This window comes from Streptomyces sp. NPDC045470, assembly GCF_040646595.1.
GTDB lineage: Bacteria > Actinomycetota > Actinomycetes > Streptomycetales > Streptomycetaceae > Streptomyces.
On record NZ_JBEZAN010000004.1, the window covers coordinates 95,311 to 107,989 of the forward strand.

General features: G+C 70.0%; 12 protein-coding genes. 11 read left to right on the plus strand and 1 reads right to left on the minus strand.

Annotated features, from left to right (window positions below):
- Positions 1-78 precede the first annotated feature (78 nt).
- A complete protein-coding gene (locus AB0A97_RS14720; RefSeq protein ID WP_361149036.1) occupies positions 79-906 on the minus strand; it encodes an NlpC/P60 family protein in 828 nt (275 codons plus the stop codon).
- A 760-nt stretch (positions 907-1,666) separates the two neighbouring features.
- On the opposite strand from AB0A97_RS14720, the gene AB0A97_RS14725 reads away from it, so the two are divergent.
- The 11 genes from AB0A97_RS14725 (at position 1,667) to nuoK (ending at position 12,675) form a co-directional block, all read left to right on the plus strand.
- Positions 1,667-2,026, plus strand: coding sequence for an NADH-quinone oxidoreductase subunit A (locus AB0A97_RS14725; RefSeq protein WP_030022241.1), 360 nt, complete (start codon positions 1,667-1,669; stop codon positions 2,024-2,026).
- Between the two features lie 9 nt (positions 2,027-2,035).
- Positions 2,036-2,590 carry an NADH-quinone oxidoreductase subunit B gene (locus AB0A97_RS14730; RefSeq protein ID WP_031002905.1) on the plus strand — a complete coding sequence of 185 codons (555 nt, stop codon included), beginning with the start codon at positions 2,036-2,038 and terminating at the stop codon, positions 2,588-2,590.
- A gap of 116 nt (positions 2,591-2,706) precedes the next feature.
- Positions 2,707-3,405, plus strand: a complete 699-nt coding sequence (locus AB0A97_RS14735) for an NADH-quinone oxidoreductase subunit C (RefSeq protein WP_361150139.1) — start codon at positions 2,707-2,709, stop codon at positions 3,403-3,405.
- On the plus strand, positions 3,405-4,727 hold the full coding sequence (locus AB0A97_RS14740; protein ID WP_361149038.1) for an NADH-quinone oxidoreductase subunit D: 1,323 nt from the start codon (positions 3,405-3,407) through the stop codon (positions 4,725-4,727). The genes AB0A97_RS14735 and AB0A97_RS14740 overlap by 1 nt, the downstream gene beginning before the upstream one ends.
- A 17-nt stretch (positions 4,728-4,744) precedes the next feature.
- The gene (gene nuoE, locus AB0A97_RS14745) at positions 4,745-5,602 is read left to right on the plus strand and encodes an NADH-quinone oxidoreductase subunit NuoE (RefSeq protein WP_361150142.1); all 858 of its coding nucleotides are present in this window, start codon (positions 4,745-4,747) and stop codon (positions 5,600-5,602) included.
- Complete coding sequence (gene nuoF, locus AB0A97_RS14750; RefSeq protein ID WP_361149041.1) at positions 5,599-6,957, plus strand: NADH-quinone oxidoreductase subunit NuoF; 1,359 nt, start codon at positions 5,599-5,601, stop codon at positions 6,955-6,957. Before nuoE ends, nuoF begins: the two co-directional genes overlap by 4 nt.
- Positions 6,954-9,554, plus strand: coding sequence for an NADH-quinone oxidoreductase subunit G (locus AB0A97_RS14755; protein ID WP_361149044.1), 2,601 nt, complete (start codon positions 6,954-6,956; stop codon positions 9,552-9,554). Before nuoF ends, AB0A97_RS14755 begins: the two co-directional genes overlap by 4 nt.
- Positions 9,554-10,930: an NADH-quinone oxidoreductase subunit NuoH gene (nuoH, locus tag AB0A97_RS14760; protein WP_361149046.1), complete on the plus strand. Its 1,377-nt coding sequence runs from the start codon at positions 9,554-9,556 to the stop codon at positions 10,928-10,930. The genes AB0A97_RS14755 and nuoH overlap by 1 nt, the downstream gene beginning before the upstream one ends.
- Positions 10,923-11,570, plus strand: a complete 648-nt coding sequence (gene nuoI / locus AB0A97_RS14765; protein ID WP_361149048.1) for an NADH-quinone oxidoreductase subunit NuoI — start codon at positions 10,923-10,925, stop codon at positions 11,568-11,570. Before nuoH ends, nuoI begins: the two co-directional genes overlap by 8 nt.
- Positions 11,567-12,379 carry an NADH-quinone oxidoreductase subunit J gene (locus AB0A97_RS14770; protein WP_361149051.1) on the plus strand — a complete coding sequence of 271 codons (813 nt, stop codon included), beginning with the start codon at positions 11,567-11,569 and terminating at the stop codon, positions 12,377-12,379. The genes nuoI and AB0A97_RS14770 overlap by 4 nt, the downstream gene beginning before the upstream one ends.
- The gene (gene nuoK, locus AB0A97_RS14775; protein WP_003983361.1) at positions 12,376-12,675 is read left to right on the plus strand and encodes an NADH-quinone oxidoreductase subunit NuoK; all 300 of its coding nucleotides are present in this window, start codon (positions 12,376-12,378) and stop codon (positions 12,673-12,675) included. The genes AB0A97_RS14770 and nuoK overlap by 4 nt, the downstream gene beginning before the upstream one ends.
- Positions 12,676-12,679 lie beyond the last annotated feature (4 nt).

Sequence of the window (12,679 nt, forward strand, 5' to 3'; positions counted from 1 at the left end):
ACTTTGCTCGCGCAACGCGCGAGGGCCGCCGTTCCCGAGCGGTGGGAACAGCGGCCCTCGGCCGTGCGTGCGGGCGCCTTACAGGACGCGGACCGCGCCGGTCGGCTGGCTGTAGCTCAGCGGCTTCTCCACGATGCCGGTGCTGGAGTTCTGGGCACCGATGAAGTTGCCGTTACCGACGTAGACACCGACGTGGTACGCGCTGCCCGCGCTGCCCCAGTACAGGATGTCGCCGACCTGGAGGTTGCCCAGGCCCACCTGGGTACCGGCGGTGGACTGCGGCTGCGAGGTGCGCGGCAGGTCGATACCGATGGTGCGGTAGGCGGCCTGCACCAGGCTGGAGCAGTCGTACGCGGACGGGCCGGAGGCGCCGAGCACGTAGGACTTGCCGAGCTGGGCGCGGAGGAAGCTGACCAGGGAGGCGGTGCTGCCGGTCGCGCCGGTGACGGGGGAGTCGTCGGACGCGGCAGCCAGGGAGCGCAGCGAGGTGCGCTCGGAGGAGCGGGAGGCGCGCTGCTGGGCGGCCTCCTCCTGCTCCTTCTCCTTGGCCTTGCGGGCCTCTTCGGCCTTCTTCTCGGCCGCGGCCTTCTTGTCGGCCTCGTCCTTCGCCTTGGTGGCGGCCTCGGTGGCCTCGGCGGTGGCGGTGTCCTGCGCGGCCTGGCGCTCGTAGTCCAGCGCCATCTGCTGGGCGGTGTCCGCGCTCTTGGCCAGGCTGGTGGCCAGTGCCGACGTGATGGTCGGCATTTCCTGGGTCTCGGAGACGGGCTTCTCCGCGGCGCCGGCCGGCATGCTCGCGCCGGTCACCGCCAGGGTGATGATGCCACCGGTGACCCCTGCGCGCAGTGCCCGCGAGGACGCGGAACGGCGGGGCTTCCGGTGGCTGGGTATGACTGCGTTCGGGGACATGGCACCACGGCTATCAGGAGCCACAGGTTGCTGCCAACAAAGGTGGCGTGCGCCACACTTGACGCGTACGCGATGAATAAAAGGGACTTTTCGTCGGTCGGTGAGCGAGCGGCGGCCGGTCCGGATTTCGTGATCATGTTCTTACGCATGGCATTTACGGGCCGATGCGCCCCCCGGGGGCGCTTATCACCTACTGATCCGCCACGCCAAGGCTTCCCGAAGGTCAAGCATTCAAGACAGCAAGCCGCGTGGGATAGGTCACTCGTGAGTGCCCGTTATGTTCCCGTGATGCGGCCGTGACGGGAGTGCTCGTGAACGCGAGCACGTACTGATGATCACGGGACGGTCACGACGGTCTCGGGACGGTCACGGCGGACGGTGCCCCGCTCTTCCGCGCCTGCGGCCCCGCGCGCGCTAGCAGTTGACCCCGCCCAGCGCCAATTTGCTTGCAGTCCGCACCTCTTGATAGTGGCGACCCCGTTCTGACCAGCGGCAACGCCGGAAATTGTCACCTCCAGTGATCATCCGCGCGCTTGCCGTACGAAGATCGACGCTCATCGGACCAGATGACCGGCCGTCAGGTGGTGGAGATCACAAAGGCGTTGTCGCACCCCGTGTCGCAGATCACAGACCGGCGGGCATAAGATGCAGGCGGCTCGGGCTTGTGAACTGCCTCACATAGGCGCGATCTTCGTGGGGCCGTTGAGCGGGACCGGGCGGACCGCCATCCAGTCATCGTCGACTGAAGGGAGCGGGGACGGTGAACGCTTACGCGCCCATCCTCGTACTGGGAGCCCTCGGGGCAGGCTTTGCGATCTTCTCTGTCGTGATGGCCACGCTCGTCGGACCCAAGCGCTACAACCGGGCGAAGCTAGAGGCGTACGAATGCGGAATCGAGCCGACGCCACAGCCGGCCGGCGGCGGTCGATTTCCGATCAAGTACTACCTCACGGCGATGCTCTTCATCATTTTCGATATCGAGATCGTCTTCCTCTACCCCTGGGCCGTCACCTTCGACGCGCTCGGGCTTTTCGGGCTCGTGGAGATGCTCCTCTTCGCGCTCACCGTCTTCGTCGCCTACGCCTACGTATGGCGTCGTGGCGGCCTGGAATGGGACTAGGGGCCACCAATGGGACTTGAAGAGAAGCTGCCGAGCGGCTTTCTGCTTTCCACCGTCGAACAGGCCGCGGGCTGGGTGCGCAAGTCATCGGTCTTCCCCGCCACCTTCGGCCTCGCCTGCTGCGCCATCGAGATGATGACGACCGGTGCCGGGCGCTACGATCTCGCCCGCTTCGGCATGGAGGTCTTCCGCGGGTCGCCGCGCCAGGCCGATCTGATGATCGTGGCGGGCCGGGTGAGCCAGAAGATGGCGCCCGTGCTGCGGCAGGTGTACGACCAGATGCCGAACCCGAAATGGGTCATCTCGATGGGCGTGTGCGCCTCGTCGGGCGGGATGTTCAACAACTACGCGATCGTCCAGGGCGTCGACCACATCGTCCCGGTGGACATTTATCTGCCCGGCTGCCCGCCGCGTCCGGAAATGCTGATGGACGCCATTCTCAAGCTGCACCAGAAGATCCAGGGCACCAAGCTCGGGGTCAACCAGCAGCAGGCGGCCCGCGAGGCGGAGGAAGCGGCGCTCAAGGCGCTCCCGACGATCGAGATGAAGGGGCTGCTGCGGTGAGCGACGGCACCAAGGGAACCTCCGGGAACGGTGACACCAACGGCACTGGCGGTGTCAACGGGAACGGCGGGACCGGAGCGGCCAAAGGGCCCAACGGCGTCAACCCCGACAAGGACCTGAACGCACAGAACCTCCCCGGCCAGCGCGGCGACCACGGCGAGGTCATCGGCACCCGCCGCGGCATGTTCGGCGCGAGCGGCGGCGGCGACACCTCCGGGTACGGCGGGCTCGTCCGGTCCGTACGGATGCCGGGCGCCGCACGGCGGCCGTACGGCGGCTGGTTCGACGAGGTCGCGGACGAACTGGAAGGCGCGCTGGACGAGCAGGGGCTGGTCCCCGAGAACGTCATCGAGAAGACCGTCGTCGACCGCGGTGAGCTGACCTTCCACATCGAGCGGGAGTACCTGCCGGCCGTCGCCAAGACCCTCCGCGACGACCCCGCGCTCCGCTTCGAGCTGTGCACCGGCGTCAGCGGGGTGCACTTCCCCGGCGACCAGGGCCGCGAACTGCACGCCGTCTACCACCTGCGCTCGATCACCCACAACCGGCTGATCCGGCTGGAGGTGTCCGCGCCGGACGCCGACCCGCACGTGCCGTCCCTCGTGAGCGTCTACCCGACCAACGACTGGCACGAGCGCGAGACGTACGACTTCTTCGGACTGATCTTCGACGGCCACCCGGCGCTCACCCGGATCATGATGCCGGACGACTGGCAGGGCTTCCCGCAGCGCAAGGACTACCCGCTCGGCGGCATCCCCGTCGAGTACAAGGGCGCCCAGATCCCGGCTCCCGACCAGCGGAGGTCGTACACCTGATGTCCACCAGCCATGCGACCCCTCGGGAGACGACCGAGGGCACCGTCTACACGGTCACCGGCGGCGACTGGGACGAGATCGCGGCCGCCGCGGCCCGCACCGACGACGAGCGGATCATCGTCAACATGGGCCCGCAGCACCCCTCCACGCACGGCGTGCTGCGGCTGATCCTGGAGATCGACGGCGAGACCGTCACCGAGGCCCGCTGCGGCATCGGCTACCTGCACACGGGGATCGAGAAGAACCTCGAATTCCGTACGTGGACGCAGGGCACCACCTTCGTGACCCGGATGGACTACCTGACGCCGTTCTTCAACGAGACGGCGTACTGCCTGGCCGTGGAGAGGCTGCTCGGCATCACCGACGACGTCCCGGACCGGGCCTCCGTCATCCGCGTGATGCTGATGGAGCTCAACCGGCTCTCCTCCCACCTGGTGGCCATCGCCACCGGCGGCATGGAGCTGGGCGCCACCACCATCATGATCTACGGCTTCCGGGACCGGGAGCTGATCCTGGACATCTACGAGCTGATCACCGGCCTGCGGATGAACCACGCGTACATCCGGCCCGGCGGGCTCGCCCAGGACCTGCCGCCGGGCGCGGTCGACCAGGTGCGCGAGTTCGTGAAGAAGATGCGCAAGAACCTGGTCGAGTACGACAAGCTCGCCACCGGCAATCCGGTCTTCAAGGGCCGGATGCAGGACATCGGCTACCTCGACCTCGCCGGCTGTTTGGCCACCGGCGCCACCGGACCGGTGCTGCGCTCCGCCGGCCTCCCGCACGACCTGCGCAAGACCCAGCCGTACTGCGGGTACGAGCACTACGACTTCGAGGTGCCGACCGCCGACACCTGCGACTCCTACGGGCGCTTCCTGATCCGCCTGGAGGAGATGCGGCAGTCGCTGCGCATCGTCGAACAGTGCCTGGACCGGCTGACGCCCGGACCGGTGATGGTCGGCGACAAGAAGATCGCCTGGCCCGCCCAGCTGGCCATGGGCCCGGACGGGCTCGGCAACTCGCTCGACCACATCAAGAAGATCATGGGGACCTCGATGGAGGCCCTGATCCACCACTTCAAGCTGGTGACGGAGGGCTTCCGGGTGCCGCCCGGCCAGGCGTACGCGGCCGTGGAGTCCCCCAAGGGCGAGCTGGGCGTGCACGCCGTCAGCGACGGCGGGACCCGCCCCTACCGGGTCCACTTCCGCGACCCGTCCTTCACCAACCTCCAGGCCATGGCGGCGATGTGCGAGGGCGGCCAGGTGGCCGACGTCATCGTCGCCGTCGCGTCCATCGACCCCGTGATGGGAGGCGTCGACCGGTGACAGACGTCAGTTTGGGGATGCCGCAGCTCCCCGCCCCCGACTATCCCGCCGAGGTCAGGGCCCGGCTCGAAGCGGACGCCAAGGAGGTGATCGCCCGCTACCCCGGCGCGCGCTCCGCGCTGCTGCCGCTGCTGCACCTCGTCCAGGCGGAGGAAGGGCACGTCACCCGCACCGGCGTCCGCTTCTGCGCGGAGATGCTGGACCTGACGACGGCGGAGGTCACGGCGGTCTCCACCTTCTACTCCATGTACCGGCGCGGACCCGGCGGCGACTACCAGGTGGGGGTGTGCACCAACACCCTGTGCGCGGTGATGGGCGGCGACGCGATCTTCGAGACGCTGCAGAAGCACCTGGGCGTCGGCAACGGCGGGACGACCGAGGACGGCAAGGTCACGCTGGAGCACATCGAGTGCAACGCGGCCTGCGACTTCGCGCCCGTGGTGATGGTCAACTGGGAGTTCTTCGACAACCAGACGCCGGACAGCGCCAAGCGGCTCGTGGACGACCTGCGGGAGGGCCGGGCCGTCGCGCCGACCCGGGGCGCGCCGCTGTGCACGTACAAGGAGACGGCCCGCATCCTCGCCGGGTTCCCGGATCAGCGCCCCGGCGCGGTCGAGGCCACCGGCGGCGCCGGGCCCGCCTCGCTGGTGGGGCTGCGGCTGGCCAAGGGCGAGGCCGTACCGGGCGCGGGCCCGGCCGCCGACCATGTCGTACCGCAGCGGGGCGCGGGCCCCGCCGAGGCCGAGGGTGAGCACGCCGGACGGGCACCGGGCGAAGCGCCGGCCACCCACCCCAGCTCGCACGACGCGCCGCGCGACACCTCGGCCTCCGACCCCTCGCACCCCGCTGGTCCGACCGCCGAGGAGGGGGAGTGATGACCATGGCCGCCGAGGTCAGCAAGGCCAACCCGGAGAAACTGCTCGCGCCCGTGCTGTCCGCCTTCTGGGACCAGCCCGGGTCCTGGACGCTGGACACCTACCTGCGGCACGAGGGCTACGAGGGCATGCGCAAGGCCCTCGCGATGCCGCCGGACGACGTGATCGCGTACGTCAAGGACGCCGGACTGCGCGGCCGCGGCGGCGCCGGCTTCCCCACCGGGATGAAGTGGCAGTTCATCCCGCAGGGCGACGGCAAGCCGCACTACCTCGTCGTCAACGCCGACGAGTCCGAGCCGGGCACCTGCAAGGACATCCCGCTGCTCTTCGCCAATCCGCACTCCTTGATCGAGGGCATCGTCATCGCGTGTCACGCGATCCGGTCGCACCACGCCTTCATCTACCTGCGCGGTGAAGTCGTGCCTGTCCTGCGGCGGTTGCACGAGGCCGTCCGGGAGGCGTACGCCGCGGGCTACCTCGGCCGCGACATCCTCGGCTCGGGCCTGGACCTGGACGTCGTCGTGCACGCGGGGGCGGGCGCGTACATCTGCGGCGAGGAGACCGCGCTGCTGGACTCCCTGGAGGGCCGTCGCGGACAGCCCCGGCTGCGTCCTCCCTTCCCGGCGGTGGCGGGCCTGTACGCCTGCCCCACTGTCGTGAACAACGTCGAGTCCATCGCGTCGGTTCCCGCCATCATGAACAAGGGCAAGGACTGGTTCAGGACCATGGGCAGCGAGAAGTCCCCGGGCTTCACGCTGTACTCGCTCAGCGGCCACGTCGCCAACCCCGGCCAGTACGAGGCACCGCTGGGCATCACCCTGCGCCAACTGCTCGACATGAGCGGCGGCATGCGGCCGGGCCACCGGCTGAAGTTCTGGACGCCCGGCGGCTCCTCCACCCCGATGTTCACCGACGAGCACCTCGACGTACCGCTCGACTACGAAGGCGTCGGCGCCGCGGGCTCGATGCTCGGCACCAAGGCACTCCAGTGCTTCGACGAGACCACCTGCGTCGTACGGGCCGTCACCCGCTGGACCGAGTTCTACGCGCACGAGTCCTGCGGCAAGTGCACCCCCTGCCGCGAAGGCACCTACTGGCTGGTCCAGTTGCTGCGCGACATCGAGGCGGGCAAGGGCCGCATGAGCGACCTCGACAAGCTCAACGACATCGCCGACCACATCAACGGCAAGTCCTTCTGCGCACTGGGCGACGGCGCCGCCTCACCGATCTTCTCCTCGCTGAAGTACTTCCGCCCGGAGTACGAGCAGCACATCACCGGCAAGGGCTGCCCCTTCGACCCCGCCAGGTCGACCGCCTGGGCCGACACCGACGCTCACCTGGGGGTGAACGCATGACCGTCACCAGTGACGCCCCCACCGGGGCCGGCGGGGCGGCCGTACCGCCCGACGACCTCGTCACGCTGACGATCGACGGCATCGAGATCTCCGTGCCCAAGGGGACGCTGGTCATCCGGGCCGCCGAACTCCTCGGTATCGAGATCCCGCGCTTCTGCGACCATCCGCTGCTGGACCCGGCCGGCGCCTGCCGCCAGTGCATCGTGGAGGTGGAGGGGCAGCGCAAGCCGATGGCCTCCTGCACCATCACCTGCACCGACGGCATGGTGGTCAAGTCGCAGCTCACCTCGCCCGTCGCCGAGAAGGCGCAGCGCGGCGTGATGGAACTGCTGCTGATCAACCACCCGCTGGACTGCCCGGTCTGCGACAAGGGCGGCGAGTGCCCACTGCAGAACCAGGCGATGTCCGCCGGACAGGCCGACACCCGGTTCGAGGGGAAGAAGCGCACCTTCGAGAAGCCGGTGCCGATCTCCAAGCAGGTGCTGCTGGACCGCGAGCGGTGCGTGCTGTGCGCGCGCTGCACCCGCTTCTCCAACCAGGTCGCGGGCGACCCGATGATCGAACTGATCGAGCGGGGCGCGCTCCAGCAGGTCGGTACGGGCGAAGGCGACCCGTTCCAGTCGTACTTCTCCGGCAACACCATCCAGATCTGCCCGGTCGGCGCGCTGACCTCGGCCGCTTACCGCTTCCGGTCGCGCCCCTTCGACCTGGTGTCCTCGCCGAGCGTCTGCGAACACTGCGCGGGCGGCTGCGCGACCCGCACGGACCACCGGCGCGGCAAGATCATGCGGCGGCTGGCCGCCGAGGACCCCGAGGTCAACGAGGAGTGGATCTGCGACAAGGGGCGCTTCGCCTTCCGGTACGCGCAGCAGCGCGACCGGCTGGAGCACCCGATGGTGCGGGACACCGCGACCGGCGAACTGGTCACGGCGAGCTGGCCGGAGGCGCTGGAGGCGGCGGCGCGCGGGCTGGGCGCCGCCAGGGGCCGCACCGGCGTGCTGACCGGCGGCCGGCTGACCGTCGAGGACGCGTACGCCTACGCCAAGTTCGCACGGATCGCGCTGGACACCAACGACATCGACTTCCGCGCCCGGGCGCACAGCGCCGAGGAGGCCGACTTCCTGGCGGCACGGGTCGCCGGACGCGGCCGTGACCTGGACAACGACGGGGCCGGGGTCACGTACGAGACCCTGGAGAAGGCACCGGCCGTCCTCCTCGCCGGTATCGAGGCGGAGGAGGAGGCGCCCGGCGTCTTCCTGCGGCTGCGCAAGGCCCACCGCAAGCGCGGCCAGCGCACCTTCGGGCTCGCGCCGTACGCGACGCGCGGCCTGGTCAAGGCGGGCGGCACGCTGCTGCCCGCCGCGCCCGGTACGGAGACGGAGTGGCTGGACGCGCTGGCCGGCCATGAGGCAGCAGGCGCGGAGCGCCTTCCCGTGGAGGGCGGGCGACGGGCGGGCGGACTGGAAGGCGCGGGGCAGACCGCGGCCGAGGCGCTGCGCGGCGCCGGTTCGGTGATCGTCGTCGGCGAGCGGCTGGCCGCGGTCCCGGGCGCGCTGACCGCGGCCGTACGGGCCGCCACCGCGACCGGCGCCCGGCTGGTGTGGATTCCCCGGCGGGCCGGGGAGCGCGGCGCCGTCGAGGCGGGCGCGCTGCCGGGACTGCTGCCCGGCGGCCGTCCTGCGACCGACCCGCGTGCCCGTGAGGAGGTCGCCGCCGCCTGGGGCGTCGCCGGCCTGCCGCAGCGGCACGGCCGGGACACCGGCCAGATCGTCGCCGCCGCGGCCGCCGGGGAACTGAGCGCCCTGCTGGTGGCGGGCGTCGACCCGGCGGACCTGCCGGACCCGGCGCGGGCCCTGGAGGCGCTGGACGCGGTGGGCTTCCTGGTGAGCCTGGAGCAGCGCCCGTCGGCCGTGACGGAGCGGGCGGACGTCGTCCTGCCGGTCGCGGCGGCCGTCGAGAAGTCCGGCACCTTCCTCAACTGGGAAGGCCGGGCCCGGCTGTTCGAGGCCGCGCTCAAACCGGACCAGATGTCCCGGCGGCACCTGCTGCCGGACGTCCGGGTGCTGCACATGCTCGCCGACGCGATGGACGTCCACCTGGCGCTGCCCGACGTACGGGCGGTGCGGCGGGAGCTGACCGCGCTGGGGACGTGGGACGGAACGTACGCCGCCGATCCGCTGGAGACCGGGCGCGCGCTGCCGCGTCCGGAGCCCGGCGAGGCCGTACTGGCGGGCCACCGGCTGCTGCTCGACCAGGGGCGGATGCAGGAGGGCGACGAGGCGCTGGCCGGCACGCGGCACGCGGCCGTCGCCCGGATGTCGCCGGCCACCGCCGAGGAGACCGGCGTCAAGGACGGCGACCTGCTGGCGGTCACCGGGCCCGCCGGGTCCGTACGGCTGCCGCTGGCGGTCACACAGATGCCCGACCGGGTGGTGTGGCTGCCGCTGAACTCGGTGGGCGGCGGAGTGACGGCCGACACCGGGGCGCGGCCCGGGGAGTTGGTGAAGGTCGCGGCGGTGGCCGGGACCGGTGCGCCGTCCGGTGCGGCCGGTACGCCCGGTGCGGCGTCCGGCCCGGTCGAGGAGGTGGACGCGTGATGCGGGAACTGGCCCTGACCGGCCTTCCGCTGGCCCAGGAAGACCTGTCGATGTTCGGCCGCGACCCGTGGTGGCTGATCGCGGTCAAGGCGGTCTTCTGCTTCGCGTTCCTCATGCTGACCGTGCTCTTCTCGATCGTCTGGGAACGCAAGGTCGTCGCGTGGATGCAACTGCGCATCGGCCCCAACCGGCACGGCCCCTGGGGCATGCTCCAGTCCCTCGCGGACGGCATCAAGCTGATGCTCAAGGAGGACTTGGTCGTCAAGCGGGCCGACAAGGCGGTGTACGTGCTCGCGCCGATCGTGGCGGCCGTACCGGCCTTCATGGCCGTCGCGGTGATCCCCTTCGGCCCGGCCGGCAACGAGATCTCGATCTTCGGCCAGCGCACCACGATGCAGCTCACCGACCTGCCGATCGGCGTGCTGTACATCCTGGCCACCGCCTCCGTCGGCATCTACGGCATCGTGCTGGCGGGCTGGTCCTCCGGCTCGACGTACCCGCTGCTCGGCGGCCTGCGCTCGTGCGCGCAGATGATCTCGTACGAGATCGCGATGGGCATGTCCTTCGCGGCGGTCTTCCTCTACTCGGGGTCGATGTCGACCTCGACGATCGTGGAGTCGCAGCAGGACCGGTGGTACGTGCTGCTGCTGCCGGTCTCCTTCATCATCTACATCGTCGCCATGGTGGGCGAGACCAACCGGGCGCCGTTCGACATGCCGGAGTCCGAGGGCGACCTGGTCGGCGGCTTCAACACCGAGTACTCGTCGATCAAGTTCGCGATGTTCATGCTCGCCGAGTACATCAACATGGTGACCGTCTCGGCGGTCGCGGTGACCCTCTTCCTGGGCGGCTGGAAGGCCCCGTACCCGGTCAGCAGCTTCTGGGAAGGCGCCAACCACGGCTGGTGGCCGCTGCTCTGGTTCGTCATCAAGGTGCAGTTGCTGCTGTTCTTCTTCATCTGGCTGCGCGGCACGCTGCCCCGCGTGCGCTACGACCAGTTCATGAAGCTGGGGTGGAAGGTCCTCATCCCGGTCTCGATGGTCTGGCTGATGCTCGTCGCGACCGTACGGGCCCTGAAGAACGAGGGCTACGACTTCCAGCGGATCGTGATGTTCGTGGGCGGCGCGGCCATCGCCGTCCTGCTGGTCTCGCTCGTCGCCGACTTCTTCCGGCGGGGCGAGAAGGAGGAGCCGGCCGAGGAGCCGGCCTTCGACCCCATGGCGGGCGGCTTCCCCGTGCCGCCGCTGCCCGGACAGACGCTGCCGCCGGTGCCGAGGCGACGGCCGCGCCGGGACCGGGAGTTGATTGTCAGTGGCGGGGTGGACACTGTCAGTGACCGAATCGAGACGGACGGAAAGGGGGGCGACGGTGCCTGACTTCCAGAACCCCGTGGCCGGCTTCGGTGTGACCTTCAAGGCCATGTTCAAGAAGCGGCTGACCGAGCAGTATCCGGAGGAGAAGAAACCGACGGCGCCGCGCTTCCACGGCCGCCACCAGCTCAACCGGCATCCCGACGGGCTGGAGAAGTGCGTCGGCTGCGAGCTGTGCGCCTGGGCCTGCCCGGCCGACGCGATCTACGTCGAGGGCGCCGACAACACCGACGAGGAGCGCTACAGCCCCGGCGAGCGCTACGGCCGCGTCTACCAGATCAACTACCTGCGCTGCATCCTGTGCGGCCTGTGCGTCGAGGCGTGTCCCACCCGGGCACTGACCATGACCAACGAGTACGAACTCGCCGACCGGTCCCGCGAATCGCTCATCTACACCAAGGAGGAGCTGCTCGCGGGGCTGGAGGAGACCATGGTCGACAGCCCGCACGCCATCTTCCCCGGGATGACGGAAAAGGACTACTACCGCGGCCTGGTGACCGAGGCCGCACCGGGGACGGTGCGGCAAGTCGCCGTCTCCAAGGGCGAGACGGCCGAAGGGGAGGGCGGCGCGGACACCGCGGCGCCCCAGGAGGCCGCGGCCACCTTCGGGCCTGACGAGCCGGCCGCCCGGGAGGTGACCCGGTGACCACGACCTCCCTGGCCGCAGCGGCCTCCACCGGTGAGGCGGTGCAGTTCTGGATCCTCGGCACGGTCGCGGTGATCGGCGCGCTGTGCACGATCCTGATGCGGCGCGCCGTGCACAGCGCCCTGTCGCTCGCCGGCACCATGATCGTCCTGGCGGTGTTCTACCTCGCCAACGGCGCGTACTTCCTCGGCATCGTGCAGATCGTCGTCTACACCGGCGCGATCATGATGCTGTTCCTCTTCGTCGTCATGCTCGTCGGCGTCACGGCGGCCGACTCCCTCAAGGAGACACTCAAGGGCCAGCGCTGGCTGGCCGCCGCCTGTGGTCTCGGCTTCGGCATCCTGCTGATCGCCGGTATCGGCAACGCCTCGCTCCGGCACTTCAACGGCCTCGGCGAGGCCAACGCCGGGGGCAATGTGCAGGGCCTGGCGGCGCTGATCTTCACCAAGTACGTCTTCGCCTTCGAGGTCACCGGCGCGCTGCTGATCACGGCGGCGGTCGGCGCGATGGTGCTGACGCACCGCGAGCGTACGGAGCGCGCCAAGACGCAGCGCGAGCAGTCCGAGGCCCGGATCCGCGAGGGCAAGCAGATCCCGCCGCTGCCCGCCCCTGGCGTCTACGCCCGGCACAACGCCGTCGACGTCCCCGGCCTGCTCCCCGACGGCACGCCGTCCGAGCTGACCGTCAACCCGACGCTGCGCGGGCGCGGCCAGATCCGCGACGTCTCCGGTGCGGCGCTGGACGAGCTGAAGGCGCTGGAGCAGCGTTCCGAAGAGCGGCTGGGCCGCAGCGAGGAGGCGAAGCGGTGAACCCGGTCAACTACCTCTACCTCGCCGCCCTGTTGTTCACCATCGGCGCGGCCGGGGTGCTGATCAGGCGGAACGCCATCGTGGTGTTCATGTGCATCGAGCTGATGCTCAACGCCTGCAACCTCGCCTTCGTGGCCTTCTCGCGGATGCACGGAAACCTGGACGGGCAGATCATCGCGTTCTTCACCATGGTCGTCGCAGCGGCCGAGGTCGTGGTGGGCCTGGCGATCATCGTGTCCATCTTCCGCACCCGCCACACGGCCTCGGTCGACGACGCCAGCCTGATGAAGCTGTAAGGGG

Excerpts from the sequence above, each read along its gene's own strand:
- AB0A97_RS14740 (WP_361149038.1), top strand. The coding sequence starts at position 3,405 with ATGTCCACCAGCCATGCGACCCCTCGGGAGACGACCGAGGGCACCGTC.
- AB0A97_RS14720 (WP_361149036.1), bottom strand. The coding sequence starts at position 906 with ATGTCCCCGAACGCAGTCATACCCAGCCACCGGAAGCCCCGCCGTTCC.
- nuoH (WP_361149046.1), top strand. The coding sequence starts at position 9,554 with ATGCGGGAACTGGCCCTGACCGGCCTTCCGCTGGCCCAGGAAGACCTG.
- nuoE (WP_361150142.1), top strand. The coding sequence starts at position 4,745 with ATGCCGCAGCTCCCCGCCCCCGACTATCCCGCCGAGGTCAGGGCCCGG.
- AB0A97_RS14730 (WP_031002905.1), top strand. The coding sequence starts at position 2,036 with ATGGGACTTGAAGAGAAGCTGCCGAGCGGCTTTCTGCTTTCCACCGTC.
- AB0A97_RS14755 (WP_361149044.1), top strand. The coding sequence starts at position 6,954 with ATGACCGTCACCAGTGACGCCCCCACCGGGGCCGGCGGGGCGGCCGTA.